The organism is Tunturiibacter lichenicola, from assembly GCF_051013355.1.
GTDB classification, from domain to species: domain Bacteria; phylum Acidobacteriota; class Terriglobia; order Terriglobales; family Acidobacteriaceae; genus Edaphobacter; species Edaphobacter lichenicola_F.
Genome location: NZ_CP132944.1, coordinates 2574457 through 2595410, shown reverse-complemented (window position 1 = coordinate 2595410; position 20954 = coordinate 2574457). Strand labels below are relative to the sequence as shown.

Genomic DNA, 20954 nt, shown 5'->3' with positions numbered 1-20954 from the left:
CGTCCACAACGCCGTTCCGTGATCGCGAGACAAAAATTTGCCGACTCGATCAGCCCTGAGAAACCCGCTCCCAAATAATAAGCAAATTCGAAACGGTCAATATCCTGCGACACCTCAGAGCATCCTGCTCCAAACGGCGTTTATACTCATCTTTGCCATGAGCGATCCAACGCCAGACCAAAATCCCGACCAGCAGCCAACGCTGCCCACCACGATGGACATCCTCGAGATCATGTCCCTCCTGCCGCATCGCTATCCCTTCCTCCTCATCGACCGCGTCATCGAGATCGAACGCAAGCAGCGCATCGTCGCCATCAAAAACGTCACCATCAACGAGCCTCACTTCCAGGGCCACTTCCCCGACTACCCCATCATGCCCGGCGTCCTCATGGTCGAAGCCATCGCCCAGGCCGGCGGCGCTCTCCTCCTCAACGAGATCCCCGACCGCGACTCCAAGCTCATGGTCTTCACCAGCATCGAAAACGCCCGCTTCCGCCGCCCCGTCACCCCCGGCGATCAGCTCCGCATCGAGGTCACCGTCCTCAACTGGCGCAGCCGAGCCGTAAAGATGGGCGGCACCATCACCGTTGACGGCAAGCTCGTCTGCGACGCCACCGTCATGTGCCAGGTCGTCCCCCGCGTCGCCAAAAAAGTAGCACCTGAGGCAACACCAGAGTGAGCATCCACCCCACCGCCATCGTCGCAGCGGAAGCACAGATCCCCGCAAGCTGCACGGTCGGCCCCTACTGCACCATCGGCCCCAACGTCATCCTCGGCGAAGACTGCGAACTCGTCTCCCACGTCGTCCTAGGTGGAGACGAAGCCGGCCACGTCACCATGGGCGCCAAGAATCGCATCTACTCCTTCGCCTGCATCGGCATCTCCCCGCAAGACCTCAAGTACGCAGGCGAACCCACAGCCGTCGTCATCGGCGACAACAACTCCATCCGCGAGTACGTCACCATCTCACGCGGCACCAAGGGCGGCGGCGGCACCACCCGCCTCGGCTCCGACTGTCTCATCATGGCCTACACCCACATCGGCCATGACTCCGTCATCGGCAACAGCTGCATCCTCGCCAACTCCGCCACCCTCGCCGGCCACGTCATCGTCGAAGACTTCGCCGTCGTCGGCGCTCTCTGCCCCGTCCATCAGTACTGCCGCATCGGCCGCTACGCCTACATCGGCGGGGGCACCACCATCACGCAAAACGTCCTTCCCTACTCCCTCACCTCAATCGAGCGCAACAATCACGCCTACGGCCTCAACAAAGTAGGTCTGGAGCGCAAGGGCTTCACCCAGCAGCAGCTCAAAGAGCTCCGCGCCGCCTACCGCACCCTCCTCGCCTCGAAACTCAACATCTCCGACGCCCTCACCGCCATCCGCGAGACCATCGCCGCCGGCAACGCAGGCGAACACGTAGCCTACTTAGCCGACTTCATCGCCAACAGCGAACGCGGCATCATCAAATAATCGTCACCTCACAAGCGAAACTCGGGTCCAACCATGATCTCCTCCGTTCCAACCCGCCTCCTCCTCGCCGCTGCCCTCATCGCCTCCATCTTTCCCTTCGCAGCAAAGGCCCAAGCCACTCCACCCATCCGCGTAGCCGTCGTCGGCCTCAACCACGACCACGTCATGGGCTTCTTCCACACCCTCTCCTCCCACCCCGAGGTCACCCTCGTCGGCATCTCCGAGCCCGACGCAGCCCTGCGCCAAAAATACGCCGCCAGCACCCACCTCCCCGACAACCTCTTCTTCCCAACCGAAGAAGCGATGCTCAAGAGCACGCACCCGCAGGCCATCCTCGTCTACACCTCCATCGCCGGCCATCGCGCCGCCATTGAGCAGGCCGCTCCCCTCCACATCGCAGCGATGGTCGAGAAGCCCCTCGCCACAACGGTAGAAGACGCCCTCGCCATCCAGCGCCTCTCCGAAAAATACAACGTCCCCGTCCTCACCAACTACGAGACCACCTGGTACAACTCCAACACCGCCGCCGCAAACATCCTCAGCGAAGGCAAGATCGGTGACCTCCGCAAGCTCGTCGTCCACGACGGTCACGAAGGCCCCAAGGAGATCGGCGTCAGCCCCGCCTTCTTCAGCTGGCTCACCGACCCCAAACAAAACGGCGCAGGCGCCCTCTTCGACTTCGGCTGCTACGGCGTCGATCTCTCCACCTGGATCATGCACGACGAACTCCCCCAAACCGTCAGCGCCGTCACCCTCCACATCAAGCCGCAGATCTACCCCAACGTCGAAGACGACAGCACCGTCATCCTCACCTACCCCCGCGCCCAGGCCATCATCCAGGGCTCATGGAACTGGCCCTTCTCCCGCAAAGACATGGAGATCTACGGCGCCACCGGCTACGTCGACACCCTCTACGACAACAAAGACCCCGGCGCCAAACTCCGCATCCGCCTCCACGGCGAGCCAACCGAGCACGTTGAGACCGCACCCCCACTCGCCAAACCACAGAATAGCTCCCTCAGCTACCTGGCAGCCGTCATCAACGGCACCCTCAAGCCCCAACACGATCTCACCTCACTCGACACCAACGTAGCCGTCGTCCGCATCCTGGACGCCGCCCGCCGCTCCGCCCAAACCGGTCGCACCATCCACCTCGCCGACGAGGTTGCAAAGACGAAGTAGCTCCTCGACATCACATCTACCGGGTGCCCCATATCTCGATTTTGAGATGTGGGCATTCGCGCGAAGCGCGAACCGCTTTCGCCGAGATCCGCAATAGCACCCGTAACCACCGTCAGCATCGCGCGACAAGGTTTCGAAGAAGAGCGGATGCCACCTCTAGCTATCATGGTTTAGTTTCTCCAGCCGCGCAGCCCATGCTTTAGGCGGCATGCCAAACGTCCGTCGAAAGATCTCAACAAACGCGCTCGGTTGCCGGTACCCGATGCAGAAGGCGATCTCCTTGATGGAGCGCCCCTGAACGAGAAGCTCCACAGCCTTCGTCAGTCGAACCTGTCGCCGCCACACCTCAAAGCTGGTGCCAGTCTCCGTGCGAAAAATCCTCTGAATCGTCCTGACGCTGACTCCGGCATCCCTGCAAATTGCGGCGAGAGACTTCGTCAGTTCAGGCGCCGACAACACAGCCTGGGCGACATGCAAAGCTCGTTCGTCTCTCGGCAGCGCCACGAACGTCGGAACCGGAGATGCACACTCCAGATGCAGAACAACCAGATCACGCAGCGCTCGTTCGTGATGCTGCCTCGTTCGCAGCTTCCCCATGCGCACGGTCTCCAGCATAAGTTCACGCAGCAGCGGGGTCACGTAAAGTACGGTGTTCCCGGAGGACCGCATACGCACCAGTCCTGGCCGAAGGTACAACGTCCGCATCGAAACCGTGCCCGGCATGTGGATGCGGTGGTAAGTCTTTGCGGGAACCCAGAGCGCAAAGCGTGGAGGGACCAGCCACATGCTTTGACCTGAAAATACTTCCATGACTCCGCGAATGGCATAGATGAGCTGATCCGCCCCATGCGCATGTTCCGCAACTTGAAACCCAGCGGGGTACTCATAGGCGAGTGTGGAGACGGAAACGCCACTCTTCGGATCAAAGTCTCTCAAAATCTTGCTGTGTCGCATTATCGATACATTTTGGCATACTGCCATTCTTGCGCCATTCAAACTATTCACTCATGATGTCTGCATGACGAAACCCTCCGGACTCCGCGAGTACAACATCATTGGATTTATAACCATCATCGACGTGGATCGCGCGAAGAGCTTCTACGGCGACACACTCGGTCTGCGCCTGGTTAGTGAAGAGCCTCCGTTTGCCCTCGTCTACGATGCGAATGGCATCATGCTCCGTCTGGGCATGGGCAAGGAGCTACCGCCGACACCAGGCACAGTATTGGGCTGGCAGGTCACCGAGATAGACTCAGTCGTTCAAAGTCTGAAAACGGCTGGAGTTCAATTCGAACGCTACGGGTTCTTAGAACAAGACGACTCAGGAATCTGGACTGCACCCACCGGCGCCAAAGTAGCCTGGTTCAAAGACCCTGATGGAAACACCCTGAGTCTCTCGGAACATCCGGAGGCGCAGCCGTAACAGCAAACAAAACGAGCGCAACGCCCGCAGTTGGTGTAGAGAATCGCTTTCGCTTTTTAGTTGTTACCCCCAAAGGGGTGCGTTGTCTGCGTCTGCGTCTTTGCTGTTGCTGTTGCTGTTGCCTTTGCTTTTCTAGTTGTCATTCGCGAAGGGAATCTGCGTTTGCCGGGTGCCCATATAGTTTCGACAGAGAAGGAGAGCGGTCTTCGCTCCTGGCAATTCGCATTGCCCGGCTACCCACATATCGATTTGAGATATGGTTTAGCCGTCACAAAAACGCCATTATCCGAAACACCACCGGCGACAGAAGGGTCACCTTGCTGTCCACATTCACCATGCAAATGACCACGTTATGTCCACGTTTTGCGCGCAAAGATTCATGCCGCGAAACCCGGTAGATGCCGGCATAGCCGGAATAAACCGAATAACAACCAAAGATCAACCACAAAGCACCATAACTCACCACAACAACCGAAGATCACTTTTTCCCACAAGCGATTGGTCTTACCTCGCGGCAAATTTGCTCTTGACTTTAAGAAGCTGTAGAAACCCACTGCGCGTGGGGCGGCCACTTCGTGGCGTGTATACCTTGTCGTTGCAGAAGAACTGACGTGGTCCTCCCGTTGGTCGGGCCTATGCTGATTCCGACCAACGGGAGGACCCTCGCATATTGCATTGCCGAGACCGGGCACACATGTCACGAAGTGACCGCTCCACGCGAAGTGGGCCCGTCCGGCAGGACATCCGCATACACTAGACATATCCATGTCGAAACTAGGCCTGATCGCCGGCAACGGCCGCTTCCCCTTCCTCCTGCTCGACGCAGCACGCGCCCACGGCCTCACCGTCGTCGTCGCGGCCATCAAAGAAGAGACCGACCCCGAGATTGACACCCGCGCCGCAGCCGACCCCGGCATCCACGTCCACTGGCTCTCCCTCGGCGAGCTCTCCCGCCTCATCGAAACCTTCCAGTCCGAAGGCGTCACCCGCGCCACCATGGCCGGTCAGGTCAAACACAAACAGATCTTCTCCAGCATCCGCCCCGACTGGCGCCTCGCCAAACTCCTCCTCAACCTCCGCACCCGCAACACCGACATGCTCCTCGGCGCCATCGCAAAGGTACTAGGCGACGAAGGCATCGAGCTCATCTCGTCCACCCAATACCTGGAGCCTCTCCTCGCACAACCCGGCGTCCTCACCCTCCGCGCCCCAGACGAAGAGGAGCAAAAGGACATCACCTACGGCCGCACCGTCGCCCAGGCCATCGCCACCTACGACCTCGGCCAGACCGTCGTCATCGCCGCGCAGGCCTGCGTCGCCGTCGAAGCAATGGAAGGCACCGACGCCACCATCGCCCGCGCCGGCGCTCTCTTCCGTACCCTTGATCACACTCTAGACGGCGAGATAGACACCGAAATCAGCACTACCCCACACCCAGCAACCACCCTCCGCCGCTCCCTCACTGTCGTCAAAGTCGCCAAACCCAATCAAGACATGCGCTTCGACGTCCCCGTCATCGGCGTCGCCACGATTGAAGCCATGAGATCCGCCGGAGCCACCTGCCTCGCCATCGAAGCGGGCAGAACCCTCATGTTCGATCCCAAAGCGATCCTTAGCGCCGCCAATGATGCCGGCATCGCCATCGTTGCCAGGTAAAGATATTGTCAAGGCTTTGTAAACAGCTCATCGACGAAGGGTAAAATTGCTCACAACACATTCAGCCCGCGTCTTATGCGGCTTACACTCGTCTACAGCTAAAAGAAACACATAAGGGGAACCACCATGCGCAAAGCAGTTTGGATCGCAGTAATCATCGGCGTGGCAGCAGCGTGCGGCCTAGGCATCAGAGCCCATGCAGCGCCCGCGGCAGACGCCATACAGGCTGGCGCGACCGCGCCCAACTTCACCCTGCCCTCCCAGGAAGACAAGCCCGTCAGCCTCACCGACTACAAAGGCAAGTGGGTTGTCCTCTACTTCTACCCTAAGGACCAGACCACCGGCTGCACCATCGAAGCCCACAACTTCCAGCGCGACATCGCCAAGTATGACGCAGCCAACGCGGTCGTCCTCGGCGTCAGCCTCGACACCGTCGAAGGCCACAAGACCTGGTGCTCGAAGGATACCTTCAGCTTCAAGCTCCTCGCAGACCCAGACCACAAAGTCGTCGATGCCTACGGTGTTCCCGTCAAAAACTTCGGCGTTGCCAAGTTCGCCAACCGCGAAACCTTCCTCATCTCCCCCGACGGCAAGGTTGTGAAGGTTTGGGACGTGAAGGACATCCAGAACCACAGCACTGAAGTCCTCGCCGAAATCGCCGCCAACAAAAAGTAAATTCGTATCAGCAGACGCAAAAAGGCCCGGGCTCTCAATTGAGGAGTCCGGGCCTATTTGCTTGCCTTAAACGTGCTTACTTCTTTGCTGGGGCCTTCTTTGCAGCCTTCTTTACAGCCTTCTTTACAGCTTTCTTCGCAGGAGCCTTCTTTGCTGCTGCCTTCTTAGCAGGAGCCTTCTTCGCTGCTGCCTTCTTCGCTGGTGCCTTCTTTACTGCTTTCTTAGTTGCCAAGGTAGTACCTCTCTTCTTTAGTTTTTTACTGCTTACAGTGCCCTTGTTGCCGGCCGCTTTTTTAGGAGCGACCTTACCGCCGCGCAGAGCACTGACCTTCTTCGCGGCAGATCCCTTTTTGGCGGAGGCCTTCTTCGCAGGAGCCTTCTTCGCCAGAACTTTTTTCGCCACGGATTTCTTTACCGCAGCTTTCTTCGCGACAACTTTCTTCGCAGCGACTTTCTTCGCCACCGGCTTCTTCGCAGCGACTTTCTTGGCAGCAGCCTTAACCGGTGCTACTTTCTTCGCAACAACCGCTTTCTTAACCGGCGCGACCTTCTTCGCAGCAGGCTTCACGGCGCTCTGCGAAGCGACACTCTTTACTGGCAGCTGAGACTCTTTCGTCGGAGGCTCATAGCTGTTGACGGGTGAAGGGGGCAGCGCAAAGAGCTTCGCGTCCTCGGCATGCGTTCCTTGAAGCTCGTCGTCGTCATCGTCGAGCTCCTCATCATCGTCATCCGACGTCATCGTTACCTCTTCTTCTTCATCGTCGTCGAAGCGGTGTGAATCTTCATGGTCATCGGCTTCATCGCCATAGTTGTTGTCGTCATCGGCTCCAGCTGCATGAAGCTTGATCGTGTCCTCGAACGTCATCGTTGTTGTCCCCTCACTGCTCTTTACTTCCGCCACTCACGTTGCCTTACTAGCTACAACCCACAACAAACATCTTTACATCCTGGCACGAGATTCTAGCAACAGGATGCATCCAAGCGCTACCGAAGGCAAGCAATCTTTTTCATGAGGAAGCTTATCGTGTAGCTTTCGGTTTCGTTTTGGAGGATGCACTCTGGTTCGTCGACCCGCCATTTTTCTTCGCTGTCTTCGTAGATCCACTGCCCTTCTGACTCGCGTGCTTTGAGCTCGTGTGTGCAGAACCCGCATGAACACCGCTCGCCGCGCTATGCGAACCACTCTTCCCTCGAGCGCTTCTACTGCGCACATGTGTTCCCGGCGCAAGCTTCACCGGCTCCGCCACCGAAAGCGAAGCTCCCGGACGGACCGAGTTCGATGACAGATGATTCCAGCGCCGCAACTCCTCCACCGATACGCCAAATCGATCGGCGACGGTGACAAGCGTATCGCCACGACGAACCGCATACCGCTGCGGCCGCGCACTCGCAGCAGCACTCGTAACAGGAACTACAAGCTCGTCTCCCGTATCCACACCACCGCCAGCAGGCAGACCGTTCGCCGCAACAATGTCATTCGCATGCGCATGAAAACCCGTAGCAATGCCATCAAGTGACTCCCCCGCCTTCACCACATGAAAGCGCCAGCTGCTGCGCTTGTCATCAGGAATCTCCTTGATCCGTTCCGCAAAGACATCACGCGTCCCCACCGGAATATGGAGATCGAACGACATATCGCGCGGAGTCGTCATCCGCAGCAGACTCGGATTAAGCGCCACAATCTCAGGCAGCGACGAGTTGGTCACATCTGCCACAAGCCGCAGGTCGATCGAATAATCGACAGTCACCGTATCCGAAACCACTGGAGAATCAGGAACGATCTTGTCCAGCCCATACTGCTCCGGATTCTTTGCCATGATGATCGCCGCAATGATTCCTGGAACATAGTTCTTCGTCTCCGCTGGGAGATTGCCGCGACGATACAACTCCCAGAAATCCGCGTAGCCAGTCTTCATCACAGCGCGCTGAACATTACCCGGACCCCAGTCATACGCCGCCATCGCCAGATACCAATCCCCAAACTGGTTGTAGAGCGTCTTCATGTACTTCGCATATGCGATCGAAGACTTCTGCGGATCAAACCGCTCATCGAACCACCCATTGCGCGCCAGGCCATACGCCCCCGTCGGCATAAACTGCCACATGCCTCCAGCACCCGATCGCGCATTCATCGCCTGCGGCTGAAACCCCGACTCCGCCACCGCCAGATAGATCAAATCCTGCGGCACGCCCTGGTCACGCAGGTTCTTCGAGATCATCTCCTTATACTTCCCCGCGCGCTCCAGCGACCGCAGCAGATGCGCATGCCCCGCGGGCGAGTTTGAAAAATAGCTGATGAAACCCGCGACATAATCATTCACCACCAACGGAAAGTCGGACTGCGTCGTCTTCAACTCGTTAGTGACCTTCGCAGTCAAAGCCGCGTTCGCCGGAAACGTAACTTCATTCGCAGCATCCAGTGGAGCGGCCTCGAGAACGGGCGAGAATCCATTCCCCTGCTTCAACGCAGCCATCTCAAGCGAGTTCACCGCGTTCAGCAGATGATCGAACTCATCGGCAAGCTGAGGATCGGTCTTCAAATCCACCCCGCTGGTCAGCATCAAATCGACGGCAGAGTCAAAGTCCAACCTCGCCGCATCCAGACGCCCCGCGCGATAGTTGTCCACCCCACTCTTGTAAGCCGCCTCAGCCTGATTGATAAGCAGCTGCACCTTCGCAGCCTTGGCAGCAGTATCGACATTCGAAATCTGCGATGCCGCAGGCTGCCCTGCCTGCCCCGCGTTCGCGTTCGGCCCCGCCGTGATCGCTGGTGCCGTCGCCTGCGCTGGAACCTTACCAGGCGCAGACGTCTGATCCTGCGGACAACCTGCAAGCATCACGAGTGGCGCACAGCTCACCACCAGCGCCCAACGTCGCACCAAAGTTTTAGAAGTCATCCGCGCCATCGTCTTGCCAATTGTAAGGTGCGCAGACATAAAATGCGCTCACACAAAAGTCGCTGGCACTCGACTCGCACTAGAAACGCAGAACCGGGCCTACGTTTACCCCCCAGTTCGTCGAGTTGATGTAGTTATCGTGCGACAGAAACGATAGCCGCGGAGGCGTTCCAATCCCCGGCGGATCACGCACAGAACTCTTGTAACGAATCAGCATCTGCTCCACCGTCGTTCGAAACGCAAAGTGCGTGCCGAATCGAATATCTCCCGACAGCGCCGCGACAGCGGAAAAGTTAAAGTTCCGCATAGTTGGAGGATTCGGATCAGCTTCGGTCGGCGGCGTCTGCTGACTCCGAGAGTAGCTCGCGAAACCCTGGGCCAACGTCACTTTCAGCGCAAACATCCGCCCCGAATATCCCGAACGCACACCAAAGTTTCCCGTAAACAACGACCCCCCAACGTTGAGCGACGAAAGCGGACTCGCATGAGGCTGCACTCCCAGATCTGCAACAACATCGAGATACTTCCGTACTGCAACCCCTAGCTCAACCCCCGCGCCTGTCGTCGTAGTACGACAATCAAGACACCCCGTCTGGTATGTCCCTAACCCCAGCGAGGTATAGTGCGGATTCAAATCCCAATGTTCCTTCGGCTCCTCGTCCATCGCGCGTTCGAACTTACCTACGGCAAACGACTCATAGTCATTCGGATGTTCATAGTCGCGCCACCATGGAAAACGTCCACGCAATATATTCGCCAGCGACGCCGGAGGATTCAGCGAAGCGCGCACCATCTTGATCCCGAATGAATTTGGATGCTTTCTTACCAGTGGATCCGAGATAAACCGATCCACGGTATCTTCCCCAAGCAGCCAAAGCGTGCCAACCGTCGGCGTAATAATAAAGTCCACCCAGCCCGTATTGTTCGTGTACGGCGCCGTTGCATCGCACACCAGATCATGCTTGGGACATCGGATCGGATACGTAAACCCGCCTTGGTTAAAAATCGCAGTCTCTCCAAACGGTCCAATCTCCCACTGCGTCGAATACACGGTCTCCCACAGAAACGCGCGAAATCTGCTATCCCAGTAGCGCCGATCGCGCGAGATCATCAGGTCGCGTCCCCGCGGATCGTTCTGTATCTCGATATAGCCTGCAATCGCACCCTCCATCGGGTGCCCAATGTAGTTCACCTTAATGCTGTCGCCATCATTCCAGCGCCGCATATTAAATTGCTGTAACGAAGCCCAATAATCAGACCAGAATGGCTTGTTCAGCAGAATATGTCGATCATCCTGATCAGCCGTCATAATCCTCGTCGCGTTCGACAACATATCGAACGCAAACGACTGCAGCAGCAAACCCTTCCAGTGATACGGCTCCGTCGCCTCGGATTGAGACGCAGGAGCACGCGACTGATCACTCGTCTTTACCTCCGCAAACTCATCCCACACCATCGGCTCAATCCGCGCTGTTTTTGGCGCATCCGGCAACTCGCCTCGATCCGCCAGCCACACGTCTTGCTCCGACGCAGCATCCAAACGCTGCGCCACCCCACACCCTGGAAGAACTGCAAGCAAAATCGCGGCAGCGAATCGAATCACCACATCTCCTCGTGTGCTGCCGGGGATGTCCACCAACCCATGGTGGAAAGATCGGGTCTTTTGCCTTGCGGAGAACAATATCATCCGCTTTTGAATTTGGATAAAGCATTTATCCGCCGCTTCAAGCCACGCCTTCGCCGCATCCACGCGGGTGTTAACATGGATACTGAGGCAACCCAGCTACAAAATGGATCCAAGTCACATCCGCAACTTCGCGATCATCGCGCACATCGACCACGGCAAGTCCACTCTTTCTGACCGGCTTCTCGAGCTAACTGGCTCGCTGACCTCCCGCGAGATGCAGGCCCAGGTGCTTGACGCCATGGACCTTGAGCGCGAGCGCGGCATCACCATCAAGGCCCACACCGTCCGCATGATGTACAAGGCGCACGACGGCGATACCTATCAGCTCAACCTCATCGACACCCCGGGCCACGTCGACTTCTCCTACGAAGTCTCGCGCTCCCTGGCCTCCTGCGAAGGCGCTCTGCTCGTCGTCGATGCCTCACAAGGCGTCGAAGCTCAAACGCTCGCCAACGCCTACCTCGCCATCTCCAACGGCCTCGAGATCATCCCCATCATCAACAAAATCGATCTCCCCAGCGCCGACGTCGAGCGCACGAAGGAGATGATCGAAAAATCCGTCGGCCTCCCCGCAGACGACGCCATCGCCGTCAGCGCGAAGACCGGCCTCAACGTAGAGAGCATCCTCGAAGCTGTCGTCACGCTCCTTCCACCGCCACTGGGCGACCCCGAAGCACCGCTGCAGGCACTCATCTTCGATAGCTGGTTCGATCCATACAGAGGAGTCATCGTCCTCGCCCGTATCATCAACGGCAAGCTCAGCAAAGGCATGAAGATTAAGGTCATGTCCAATGGCAAGACCTTCGACGTCGAGAGCATGGGCGTCATGACTCCAAAGCCCGTTGAACTCGCTGAACTAAGCGCAGGTGAAGTCGGCTTCTTCGTCGCAACCATCAAAAACGTTGCTGACACCAAGGTGGGCGACACCATCACCTCGGTCGAAAACCCCTGTGCTGAAGCGCTCCCCGGCTTCGAAGACATTAAGAGCATGGTCTTCGCCGGTCTCTACACCGTCGACTCGCACGAGCACGCGATGCTGCGCGACGCCCTCGAAAAACTTCGCCTCAACGACGCCTCATTCTCCTTCGAACCCGAATCCTCCGTCGCCCTCGGCTTCGGATTCCGCTGTGGCTTCCTCGGCCTGCTCCATCTTGAAATCATTCAGGAGCGCCTGGAACGAGAGTACGACCTCGACCTCATCACCACCGCTCCCGGCGTGCGTTACAAGATCACCCTCACCGACGGCAGCGCGATTGAAGTCGACAATCCCTCGCGCTGGCCCGACCCCAGCAACATCGAGCAGATCGAAGAGCCCGTCATCACCGCAAAGATTCTCACCAACGAAGAGTACGTCGGCGGAATCTTAAAGCTCGTCGAAGAAAAACGCGGCCGTCAGCAGAACATGGAGTACGTCTCCGACACTCGCGTCCTCATCACCTACGAGCTTCCACTCAACGAGATCGTCCTCGACTTCTACGACCGCCTCAAGACTGTCTCTCGCGGTTACGCTTCACTCGACTACCAGCTCGCCGGGACATGGGTCTCACCCATGGTCAAGATGGATATCCTCATCGGCGGCGACCCCGTCGATGCTCTCTCCGTCATCATCCACAAAGACTTCGCTCAGCAGCGCGGACGAGCCCTCGTCTCCAAGATGCGCGAACTCATTCCACGTCAGATGTTCGAGGTCGCCATCCAGGCAGCCATCGGCTCCAAGGTCATCGCTCGCGAAACTGTCACAGCCATCCGCAAAAACGTCATCGCCAAATGTTACGGCGGCGACATCAGCCGCAAACGGAAGCTCCTCGAGAAACAAAAAGAGGGCAAAAAACGCATGAAGCGTATCGGTAAAGTCGACATTCCGCAGGAAGCTTTTCTCGCCGTCCTCAAGGTAGGCGAAGAGTAACCTGGGTAATTTTTCGTTGGAAACGCTCTCGAACTTCGCCGCAACCTCTTGCCCAAAAACGGCTAGTCAGCTGAATGTCTCGAGAGTTTATGGGGTGCAACATAATTAGATGCGGGAATTTGTAACCTGGTCGTAACGTCGTTCTGTGGAAACCCTTGAAATAGCAATAGTTGCCGTGAGTGCTCAGTCATTCGCTTGGTGAATCACACCGACGGTCGACCAACACCATCATTTACATGAGGTTAGGCGTCAAGCATCTCACTGCGCCATTTTGAGACACTCACCCCATTGCAGGCCTTCCGCGTTTTCTGTCGACCGCGATCCACAGGTTTTTCCACAGGACTCCTGTGCTTAGTCCAATCTCAATCCAACGAAACGGGGGGAGGAGGCTCCTGAGCCTCTTCCCCCGTCAACCTCGTTTATCAGAGACTTACTGTTTCGGCGCTGCTGGCTTCGGAGTCGTCGGACGCGGACGAGCCGTTGTCGGAGCGGCGGACGGACCAGACGGAATCGGAGCAGCCACACCAGAGCTCGCGTTATACGCCGTCACCACCGCCTGGGTTACGTCCGTACTCGGCACAGCCCACATCACATTGCTTTGCTGACCGCTCACATCCAGCAGCAGCGTGTAACCATTCTTGCCGACATAATCCTTCAGCGTGACCGAGACCTTCGTAGCCACCTTGCCATAGGCCTCCTGCAGATCCGCGTTGTAAGCAGTCTGCGCGTCCTCAGCATTGCGGTTCAGCTCCTTCTCTTTCACGTCGATGTTCCGCAGCCGAGACGCACGCTCCTCATCCGACAGAGTGGCAGGCGCACTCTGCAACTGCGCCTTCAGCGAATCGACCTCTTTGGAAAGAACGTCAATCTGGTCCTTCTTCGGCTTGTACTTGTCCTGGATCGACTGAACAGCACGCTGGCCCTCATTGGTTGCGAAGACCGCTTGCTCAAAGGCGACCAGCGCGATCTTTGCAGGAATGGCCTGTGGTTCTACTGCAGCAGGTGCGGCCGGTCCAGCAGGGGCCGGCGCCGGTGCCGCAGGTGTCTGAGAGATCCCGGCTGTGGTCATCAATCCGGCGCCAAGCGCGGAGACTAGAGCAAGAGTGCGGTTCATGCGGTTTGTGGTACTCCTTCGATCATTCGATAAGTTCGGGAAATCTTTACAGCTTCAGCTTCGCTTCATAAGTCGGGTGCGAACATCTCTACAGGCCGATCGTATCTGAGCTGCGCCAACTGAATTTGCGTGGCTCTTCGAGAAAGAAGAGGCCTGGCAGCAGGCCTCTCCTCAGAAAAAACATATCAGCTTTACTGCTTCGGAGCCGCAGCCTTCGGTGCGGTCGATGGTGTAGTCGCTGCGTGCGGATGAGCCGCTGGCGATGGTGCGGAAGGAACTGGCGCCGCCACGCCGGATGAGGCGTTGTACGCATCGACAACGGCTTGTGAGATGTCCGTCCCCGGAAGCGTCCACAGCACAGACATGCCGCCCTGCTGTCCGGTGTTATCGATCAGCATCGTGTAGCCATTGTCCTGCACATACTTAATGACAACCGGTCCCAGCTTCTTCGCAACTGCGCCAACAGACGCCTGCAGGTCAGCCCCGTAAGCGTTCTGCGCATCTTCGCCATCGCGCTGGAGCTGCTTCTCCTTCGCGTCGATCGCGCGCAGCTTGGTTGCACGCTCCTGCTCGGTCATCGTAGCCGGCGCAGCTTGCAACTGCTTCTTCAGCGTGTCTACTTCGCCAGCTAGCGTCTGCAGCTGATTTTTCTTCGGATCATATTTCTTCTGCAGGTCCTGAAGGGCACGCTGACCTTCGTTGGTTGCAGCGGCTGCCTGCTCATATTCGATCAGCGCAATCTTCGCCGGTACCGCGTGAGGCGCGACCGCTGGGGGCGCTGCCTGGGTGGAAGGTGCGGTGGAGGCGGCTGCCGGCGCTTGTGTGCCAGCAGTCTGTGCCACTCCAGCAGCGGATGTCAGTCCCGCAGCGAGAGCGGTAGCAAAAGCAAAGGTACGATTCATGCGGTGTGTGGTACTCCTTCGGGGATTGGCCAAACCTTATCCGGCGTCAGACCCACTCGTGCAGGTCTTCTGAGCCGTTCCCTCCATCCACTCGATCAACGTACCCTGACGACCAGAGCACGCCCATCTTTTACCTCGATCACCCGACCTCTTTCTCAAGCAAATCGGTGTCAAACGAGAGGGCTGCCGGAACACATAGATTATAGGTCCCAGCTCTGCAAGGGTCAATTCGTCCCATTATGCTACAAACTACCAAAATACGGAGATAACTTAGCCTCGTCTCCTATTTTCAGAATGACAAACATGTCTGAACAAGGATATTCCTGCCAATGTAACGTTATAGTTTTGGTGATTGGATTGCACTTACACGGCAGGCAGCACCTTTCCGAGATTCGGAGTGTGCCGATGATCTGCCCCCGGCTCGAAAGAAGCTACACCCGATCGATGGTGTAGACCACGAGTTCGGGTCTGCTTCCTTCATCGGAAGTTTTTAGGAGGCCAGCGACTGGCCATCAAGTTAGCAAGGGCCGCTCTCACGAAGCGGCCCTTTACGCCTCCAGCTGACCCAACCGACCTTCAAATAGCCCAGTACCCTGAAAGTCGCAGAAGAGACCGCTTGCAAAGTATCGTTTTTGCGCGTACCCTAGGAGTTGCCTTGTGGACCGGCTGTGGGTGCCGATCACTGTGTTACCGTCAATGAGCACCATGCGTGCATGTCTGGCGGTAAAAAACACAGGATTTACAGTAGACCGGCTTTATCGGACTCTGTCGCAAAACAGGTAGAGGGTGAAATCCAAGGTTCGCCGCTGTCAGGCGCTCCAGGCTGTGCGTAGCCGGTATTGCCGGTGTGATCGTAGCCAAATCAATTAGAAGACGTCCGTTCGAGTAAAACTTGAGACTGTTTCATCCGACGCTGCAATACCGGTTTGGTTGCTTCTCCGCAAATCTCGCGGAGAAGAGAGACCGTTGCGTGGGAGAGAACCGTTAATTGCGATCGAAAGCAATAGGAAGTGGAAGCATGACTTCAGAGCAGAATGTACCCGAGGTAGATTCTCACCAGGGTTCGACAATGTCTCCCGGCCAGCAGGACGGTGAGTCGCAATTTGCCGGGCAAGGTATCCCGCACGGCATGGGTCAGTCCAAAAGCAGCCGTCGCCGCCGTCGCAAGCGCAAGAACAAAGGCGATGCCCCACAGGGCGCACAGTCCAACGGCGACCAGGTTGTTGGTCAGCCGATCGGCTCCATTCAGGGCTCAGCCGCTCCTCAAACCTTCCAGCCTCACGCAAACCAGGGCTCTCAGGCCAATGGCGGCCAGCAGCAGAACGGCTCATCCAGCGGCAAACGCTGGAAGAAAAAGTTCCGCGACCGCGACCGTCAGCGCCCATCCGACAATCCCGGCAATACGGCCAGCGCCAGCAACGGCGGCGGCTTCAGCAGCAACGGTGGTGGCTACCGCGACCGTGACACCCACCAGCCCGGCAACAACAGCGGCGGCTTCAAGCGCAAGGGCGGCGGCGGAAAGCAACAGCAGCGTGGCCCTCGCAGCTTCGTCGGCCCGATGGACCATAGCTATCGCGTCGTCAACGGAAACTTTGCCGACACTCCGCCATCCACCATCGACCACAGCAACGGCAACTACCAGAGCCGCAGCAACGGGCACGGACGCAGCAGCTACCAGAGCGACTCCCAGCCCATCGATTACTCTCAGGGCCGCACCATCCCTATCCCGGACGACGCGCCAACAAAGATCTTCTTCTTCATCGAAGATCTCTTCTTCATCGCCAAGATTCAGGAGACAGCCCGCAAGCTCGGGGTCAAGGTCGCCTTCGTCAAAAACGATAAAGAGGCCATCGCCGCGCTCGTCAGCGGAGCAGAAGAAGACCGTCCAGGCCTGATCGTCTTCGACCTCAACAACGCCAACGCCAAGCCGCTGACGCTGATCCCCAAGCTGAAGACCAAGCTCAAGCGCAGCACATCCATCATCGGCTTCCTCTCACACCTCCAGGGCGACCTGAAGGCTAAGGCAGTCGAAGCAGGATGCGACACCGTCATGCCTCGCGCAGCCTTCTCGCAAAACCTTCCCAACCTCCTCCGCCGCTACGGCATGGAAGAGGAAGAAGAGCCAAACTTCAACCAGTAGCGAAAAAACCTGTCAAAGGCACCTGCGACAAGAACATGCAATCGAGAGGCCCGGTAGATCCTCTACCGGGCCTCTCACTTGACCCGCAAAAAAGCGGTTTCCTCACTACCATCGCATCCCCCTGCCCACAGATGTGTCATCTCGACTGCCCCACGGATGTGTCATCTCGACCGAAGTCGTGCGGCCTCATCGCACGACGCAGTGGAGAGACTCCCGCACTTGCACTTCGCTGTTCCGCCCACGAGGCATAACTCGTAAAACCCGCCAAATCGTGCTGTCAAGCCCCAGACTCGCGAATACCCGCGCCAATCCAGCACATTCGCGTGGCGTATAAGTTACGCTCCAACCGCTATACTGGATACATCGATCAAGAAGATCCCCGAGCTGATTCGGGGATCTTTCCATTTAATCCAGTAACCCGTTTATTTACTCGTATTTACCTATAAACCGTTCAGAATCACATTTTTACAGCTACCAAATTTAGCAAGTAGTTCATTCAAAATAACTTAAGACAGATGATGGGGGGGAGGGGGTACTCTACACGGACAGATCAGAACGTCTAGCCCGGAGGCCAGGTCATCCTTCTGCCGCCCAACAGATGCAGATGTAGATGATTCACCGTCTGCCCTCCATCGTCTCCCGTGTTCATGACGATCCGGTAGCCTTTGCTCAACCCTTCGTTGCGGGCGATCGCGCTGGCAGCCGCCACCAGCGAGCCCAACAGCCCTGTATCTCCCTCGGCTGCGCTCGCTGCCGAAGCGATGTGTCGCTTCGGAATGATCAGCAAATGCGTCGGCGCCTGGGGATTGATGTCGGGAAACCCAATGCAAAGCTCGTCTTCATAGACGCGGTTCGCTGGAATATCCCCACTGACGATCCTGCAAAAGAGGCAATCGGAGGACGATGACGAACTACTCGGTGTGGCTTTCATTAAGGTTGAAAGTACTTCGGATGCTGCCCTGCTGTCCAGGGGTCATAGGCCGCGGCAAACGCTGCTCTACTTGCAGTTGACGGATGGTTTTCCATCCAGAACTCGACAAACGGATGCGGCGTAGGGTCATCCAGCGAGTTCTCGCCAAGCTTTTGGAACCCCTGCTGAGTCGTCGTCTGCGGATCAGCGACGATGCCATGAATCGCCTCCTGCCCGTACACATCGGCAGCATGTTCGATCGACCGGCTGACCGCGTTATCAAACGGCTCCGACACAAAACTCAGCAAATTCAGAATCAGCACCAGCACCGCCAGGCAAGCCCAATCGTTCTGCGAGCGAACTCCCCACCGCGCCCCATACCGACCGAGCAGCCACCAGGTCATCCGCTGCGCAACGAAAAAACCAACCAACAACCCCACAGCACTAAAAAGGAGACCGATAACGATGTGGTGCAGCGCATAGTGACCCAGCTCATGACCAAAGACGCCAGCAAGCTCATCCGGAGTCGCCCCGGCAATCGTCGTATCCCAAAGCACCAACCGCTTCGAAGGCCCGAACCCTGTGACATAAGCATTCATGCTCGTCACCTTGTTACTCGCCCGCATGAAGAACATTCTCTCCGGCGGCAGACTCACTCCGCTCCGGGCCACCACTCGTTCAAGCTGCGCCACCAACGCAGGATCACGCTGCCGCAACGGCTCGAACTTATCGAACAGCGGATCGACCAGAATCGGCGAGAGAAACACCCCAAACAACACCGCAGCCATCGTCGGAATCCAGAACCAGAACCACCAATGCTTCGGCGACCGCCCGATCACCCAGAACAGCACCATCACCAGCAGACCACCCACCAGCCATGCGAGGAGAAAGCTCTTAGCCTGATCCCCCACCCAACTCCCCCAACCCTGCACCGACAACCCATACACCCCCGCCACGTGGTGCCGATAAGCTCGAAGCGGAGCATTCAACAGTGTAATCAGCAGCAAAAGCAGAAACACAAACGCGAAGCACTGCGCCCAACGGCTCTTCGTCAGTCTCTCGACACCATCCCGCATCCGCGCCGGCACTCCAAGCGCAAGCAGCAACACAAGCTGCAGAATCCCCCACCCCTCACCCAGAAAATGCAGCGTAGCCCGCGCTCGAAAGAGCTCCTTCGCAAGCTTCAACTTCTCCGGCGGCAGGACATAAGCCGTTCGGTTCTGCGCAGCCTCACGAAAAGCAACCGCCTCGGTTGCAGTAGTGCCTTGCGCCCGCGCCGCGCTCATCATCGCCACAAAACAAACAACCAGCGCAAGGACAACACGTCGAAAACTCATCAGCCAAAGGCTCCATTCCTGACGAAGCCAGTGTGCACGATCGCATCGCACACGCGCAAAGCCTAACCCGAAACGAAAAACGCTACCGATCCAACCCCACTCCTGACGACTCAGCTCCAACCTCCAACCCGAAGCGCGATAACTCGCGCCTCTGCAGGTTGTAGTCAACAAAGAATCCAATCCCAATCGCCAATGGAATGAGGCCAGCAGCCGCTCCTGACAATATGGCACGCTCCTGCAAGATTATGTAGAGCGTAATGAAAAACAGCACCAACCCCAGACCTACCGAGACCAGCACAATCGCCGTGCGCCGCGCATTGCTCAGGCTACGCAGTGGATCCTTCGGAGTGGGCTTTTCCTCTTCACCGGGCCCCATCAGCTTCTCGATCTCCCCAATCGGGACGCCCCGCGCAAGCATCGTCATGCGCTCTTGCGATCTCAGCATTCGCTTCTGCGCTTCAAACCATATACCTGAAACGATTGCCACAGCACCAACGAGGCAACCCGCAACCGGCACAACAAACGGACTCAAGAAGAAATTCATATCACTACCTCCCTTTCCTGCCCGCATTAGACCGGTGCGCTCCTGCAAAGTTTCACTCGCATTCATGAAACTTTCGGAGCACTCTACTGTCTAACACTGCTTGGACGCCGACCCCTGGATACCGATCTCACTTTCGAGCAGTTGGTACGCGACCATCAAGCCATGGTCTTCCGCACCCTCCTGCGTCTGACTGGTAGCCACGAACACCTCGACGATCTCGCCCAGGATGTCTTCCTCCGCCTCTACCGCGCCCTCCCCAGCTTCCGCGGCGAAGCCCTCATCACCACCTATCTCTACCGCATCGCCGTCAACGTCGCACAGGACGAGTGGAAGCGCCGTCGCCGCGTCGACCGCTCCCACGTCTCCCTCTCCGACGAAACCTCCGCATGGGAAGAGCGTCTCGCACACCCCGACCGCAACGCCGAACAATTAATAGAAGAGCGCGAGTTCCAGCAGGCCGTCGAAGTCCAGCTCCAACGCCTCAGTCAGATTGAGCGAACCATCATCGTCCTCTACCATCAGGAAGAACGCACCTATGAGCAGATCTCCTACTCATTAGGAATGCCAATCGGCACCGTGAGAACTCACCTTCACCGAGGCCGCAAAAAACTCCGCGAAGCCATCCAAGAGCATAAAATCAAGGACAGGAGATCGATATGCCAGACGAATTCGTGAATCAACCGATCTCATCGAACACCGAAATCGACGAACTCGACCAACACATCCTCCGCGCACTCGAGGCCGCTCCCGAGTTGCATATTCCAGCAGACTTTGCCGCCCGCGTCACGAGCAAACTTCCCGCCCGTCGCCCAGCCTCTCTCACGCCAACTCACTATGGCCGAAATGCGATGCTGATCGGTATGGTCGTGACCCTCATAGCGCTGCTCGCTTTGACTCTGCACAACGGAGCCCACGCCGCCTTCGGTCTAGTCCAGTCTCTTCTGCTTGCTCAGTTCATCGCGCTTACTGTGTGGCTTAGCGTCCGCCGCGAGAGCTTCAACTAACTCCGCCGCAACTTAACTCGTTACTGGCCGTCCAACCCTTAGCTTCTGCGCACCGCTGCGACACTTCCGATAAACTCGGCAACAGGCGCAATTTGCACGCGAAA

General features: G+C 57.6%; 19 protein-coding genes. 10 read left to right on the top strand and 9 right to left on the bottom strand.

The annotated features are described in order from the left end of the window. The first annotated feature begins 157 nt into the window (after positions 1-157). From fabZ to RBB82_RS11095, 3 genes are read left to right on the top strand one after another with little or no spacing between them, the layout of a single operon-like run. Positions 158-679 (top strand): 3-hydroxyacyl-ACP dehydratase FabZ, encoded by a 522-nt coding sequence (fabZ, locus tag RBB82_RS11105; protein ID WP_433975196.1) that lies wholly within the window; start codon positions 158-160, stop codon positions 677-679. Further along, positions 676-1473, top strand: a complete 798-nt coding sequence (lpxA, locus tag RBB82_RS11100; RefSeq protein WP_433975195.1) for an acyl-ACP--UDP-N-acetylglucosamine O-acyltransferase — start codon at positions 676-678, stop codon at positions 1471-1473. The genes fabZ and lpxA overlap by 4 nt, the downstream gene beginning before the upstream one ends. A 33-nt stretch (positions 1474-1506) precedes the next feature. Continuing rightward, positions 1507-2655 (top strand): Gfo/Idh/MocA family protein, encoded by a 1149-nt coding sequence (locus RBB82_RS11095; RefSeq protein ID WP_433975194.1) that lies wholly within the window; start codon positions 1507-1509, stop codon positions 2653-2655. A 156-nt stretch (positions 2656-2811) separates the two neighbouring features. Here the strand turns inward: RBB82_RS11095 and RBB82_RS11090 are convergent, their stop codons facing one another. After that, a complete protein-coding gene (locus tag RBB82_RS11090; protein ID WP_433975193.1) occupies positions 2812-3609 on the bottom strand; it encodes an AraC family transcriptional regulator in 798 nt (265 codons plus the stop codon). A gap of 64 nt (positions 3610-3673) precedes the next feature. Here RBB82_RS11090 and RBB82_RS11085 point away from each other — a divergent pair, with 64 nt between their 5' ends. The 3 genes from RBB82_RS11085 (at position 3674) to RBB82_RS11075 (ending at position 6409) form a co-directional block, all read left to right on the top strand. Beyond that, complete coding sequence (locus RBB82_RS11085; protein ID WP_433975192.1) at positions 3674-4078, top strand: VOC family protein; 405 nt, start codon at positions 3674-3676, stop codon at positions 4076-4078. 765 nt (positions 4079-4843) lie between these two features. Continuing rightward, positions 4844-5734, top strand: a complete 891-nt coding sequence (locus RBB82_RS11080; RefSeq protein ID WP_433975191.1) for an LpxI family protein — start codon at positions 4844-4846, stop codon at positions 5732-5734. Between the two features lie 126 nt (positions 5735-5860). Continuing rightward, on the top strand, positions 5861-6409 hold the full coding sequence (locus RBB82_RS11075; RefSeq protein WP_433975190.1) for a peroxiredoxin: 549 nt from the start codon (positions 5861-5863) through the stop codon (positions 6407-6409). A 76-nt stretch (positions 6410-6485) separates the two neighbouring features. Here the strand turns inward: RBB82_RS11075 and RBB82_RS11070 are convergent, their stop codons facing one another. From RBB82_RS11070 to RBB82_RS11060, 3 genes are all read right to left on the bottom strand, one after another. Beyond that, on the bottom strand, positions 6486-7274 hold the full coding sequence (locus RBB82_RS11070) for a hypothetical protein (protein WP_433975189.1): 789 nt from the start codon (positions 7272-7274) through the stop codon (positions 6486-6488). A 154-nt stretch (positions 7275-7428) separates the two neighbouring features. After that, positions 7429-9306, bottom strand: a complete 1878-nt coding sequence (locus RBB82_RS11065) for a transglycosylase SLT domain-containing protein (RefSeq protein ID WP_433975188.1) — start codon at positions 9304-9306, stop codon at positions 7429-7431. Between the two features lie 79 nt (positions 9307-9385). Further along, positions 9386-10909 (bottom strand): hypothetical protein, encoded by a 1524-nt coding sequence (locus tag RBB82_RS11060; protein ID WP_433975187.1) that lies wholly within the window; start codon positions 10907-10909, stop codon positions 9386-9388. Positions 10910-11096: 187 nt separating this feature from the next. On the opposite strand from RBB82_RS11060, the gene lepA reads away from it, so the two are divergent. Further along, a complete protein-coding gene (gene lepA / locus RBB82_RS11055) occupies positions 11097-12899 on the top strand; it encodes a translation elongation factor 4 (RefSeq protein WP_433975186.1) in 1803 nt (600 codons plus the stop codon). A 430-nt stretch (positions 12900-13329) separates the two neighbouring features. Here the strand turns inward: lepA and RBB82_RS11050 are convergent, their stop codons facing one another. Together RBB82_RS11050 and RBB82_RS11045 are read right to left on the bottom strand one after the other, a co-directional pair. Beyond that, positions 13330-14013, bottom strand: a complete 684-nt coding sequence (locus tag RBB82_RS11050; protein WP_433975185.1) for an OmpH family outer membrane protein — start codon at positions 14011-14013, stop codon at positions 13330-13332. Positions 14014-14204: 191 nt separating this feature from the next. Then, the gene (locus RBB82_RS11045) at positions 14205-14915 is read right to left on the bottom strand and encodes an OmpH family outer membrane protein (protein ID WP_433975184.1); all 711 of its coding nucleotides are present in this window, start codon (positions 14913-14915) and stop codon (positions 14205-14207) included. Between the two features lie 1018 nt (positions 14916-15933). Here RBB82_RS11045 and RBB82_RS11040 point away from each other — a divergent pair. After that, positions 15934-17055, top strand: coding sequence for a response regulator (locus RBB82_RS11040; RefSeq protein WP_433975183.1), 1122 nt, complete (start codon positions 15934-15936; stop codon positions 17053-17055). Between the two features lie 559 nt (positions 17056-17614). On the opposite strand, the gene RBB82_RS11035 is transcribed toward RBB82_RS11040, so the two are convergent. The 3 genes from RBB82_RS11035 to RBB82_RS11025 form a co-directional block, all read right to left on the bottom strand. Then, positions 17615-17986: a histidine triad nucleotide-binding protein gene (locus RBB82_RS11035; protein ID WP_433975182.1), complete on the bottom strand. Its 372-nt coding sequence runs from the start codon at positions 17984-17986 to the stop codon at positions 17615-17617. After that, positions 17986-19302: a M48 family metallopeptidase gene (locus RBB82_RS11030; RefSeq protein ID WP_433975181.1), complete on the bottom strand. Its 1317-nt coding sequence runs from the start codon at positions 19300-19302 to the stop codon at positions 17986-17988. Before RBB82_RS11030 ends, RBB82_RS11035 begins: the two co-directional genes overlap by 1 nt. Before the next feature lie 82 nt (positions 19303-19384). Further along, entirely contained in the window at positions 19385-19846 is a 462-nt protein-coding gene (locus RBB82_RS11025) for a DUF6249 domain-containing protein (protein WP_433975180.1), read from the bottom strand. Positions 19847-19987: 141 nt separating this feature from the next. Between RBB82_RS11025 and RBB82_RS11020 the strand changes: the two genes are divergently transcribed. Beyond that, positions 19988-20521: an RNA polymerase sigma factor gene (locus RBB82_RS11020; RefSeq protein ID WP_433975179.1), complete on the top strand. Its 534-nt coding sequence runs from the start codon at positions 19988-19990 to the stop codon at positions 20519-20521. Continuing rightward, positions 20503-20850 carry a hypothetical protein gene (locus RBB82_RS11015; RefSeq protein WP_433975178.1) on the top strand — a complete coding sequence of 116 codons (348 nt, stop codon included), beginning with the start codon at positions 20503-20505 and terminating at the stop codon, positions 20848-20850. The genes RBB82_RS11020 and RBB82_RS11015 overlap by 19 nt, the downstream gene beginning before the upstream one ends. Positions 20851-20954: the final 104 nt, after the last annotated feature.

Excerpts from the sequence above, each read along its gene's own strand:
- fabZ (WP_433975196.1), top strand. The coding sequence starts at position 158 with ATGAGCGATCCAACGCCAGACCAAAATCCCGACCAGCAGCCAACGCTG.
- RBB82_RS11095 (WP_433975194.1), top strand. The coding sequence starts at position 1,507 with ATGATCTCCTCCGTTCCAACCCGCCTCCTCCTCGCCGCTGCCCTCATC.
- RBB82_RS11090 (WP_433975193.1), bottom strand. The coding sequence starts at position 3,609 with ATGCGACACAGCAAGATTTTGAGAGACTTTGATCCGAAGAGTGGCGTT.
- RBB82_RS11085 (WP_433975192.1), top strand. The coding sequence starts at position 3,674 with ATGACGAAACCCTCCGGACTCCGCGAGTACAACATCATTGGATTTATA.
- RBB82_RS11080 (WP_433975191.1), top strand. The coding sequence starts at position 4,844 with ATGTCGAAACTAGGCCTGATCGCCGGCAACGGCCGCTTCCCCTTCCTC.
- RBB82_RS11075 (WP_433975190.1), top strand. The coding sequence starts at position 5,861 with ATGCGCAAAGCAGTTTGGATCGCAGTAATCATCGGCGTGGCAGCAGCG.
- RBB82_RS11070 (WP_433975189.1), bottom strand. The coding sequence starts at position 7,274 with ATGACGTTCGAGGACACGATCAAGCTTCATGCAGCTGGAGCCGATGAC.
- RBB82_RS11065 (WP_433975188.1), bottom strand. The coding sequence starts at position 9,306 with ATGACTTCTAAAACTTTGGTGCGACGTTGGGCGCTGGTGGTGAGCTGT.
- lepA (WP_433975186.1), top strand. The coding sequence starts at position 11,097 with ATGGATCCAAGTCACATCCGCAACTTCGCGATCATCGCGCACATCGAC.
- RBB82_RS11050 (WP_433975185.1), bottom strand. The coding sequence starts at position 14,013 with ATGAACCGCACTCTTGCTCTAGTCTCCGCGCTTGGCGCCGGATTGATG.
- RBB82_RS11045 (WP_433975184.1), bottom strand. The coding sequence starts at position 14,915 with ATGAATCGTACCTTTGCTTTTGCTACCGCTCTCGCTGCGGGACTGACA.
- RBB82_RS11040 (WP_433975183.1), top strand. The coding sequence starts at position 15,934 with ATGACTTCAGAGCAGAATGTACCCGAGGTAGATTCTCACCAGGGTTCG.
- RBB82_RS11035 (WP_433975182.1), bottom strand. The coding sequence starts at position 17,986 with ATGAAAGCCACACCGAGTAGTTCGTCATCGTCCTCCGATTGCCTCTTT.
- RBB82_RS11030 (WP_433975181.1), bottom strand. The coding sequence starts at position 19,302 with ATGAGTTTTCGACGTGTTGTCCTTGCGCTGGTTGTTTGTTTTGTGGCG.
- RBB82_RS11025 (WP_433975180.1), bottom strand. The coding sequence starts at position 19,846 with ATGAATTTCTTCTTGAGTCCGTTTGTTGTGCCGGTTGCGGGTTGCCTC.
- RBB82_RS11015 (WP_433975178.1), top strand. The coding sequence starts at position 20,503 with ATGCCAGACGAATTCGTGAATCAACCGATCTCATCGAACACCGAAATC.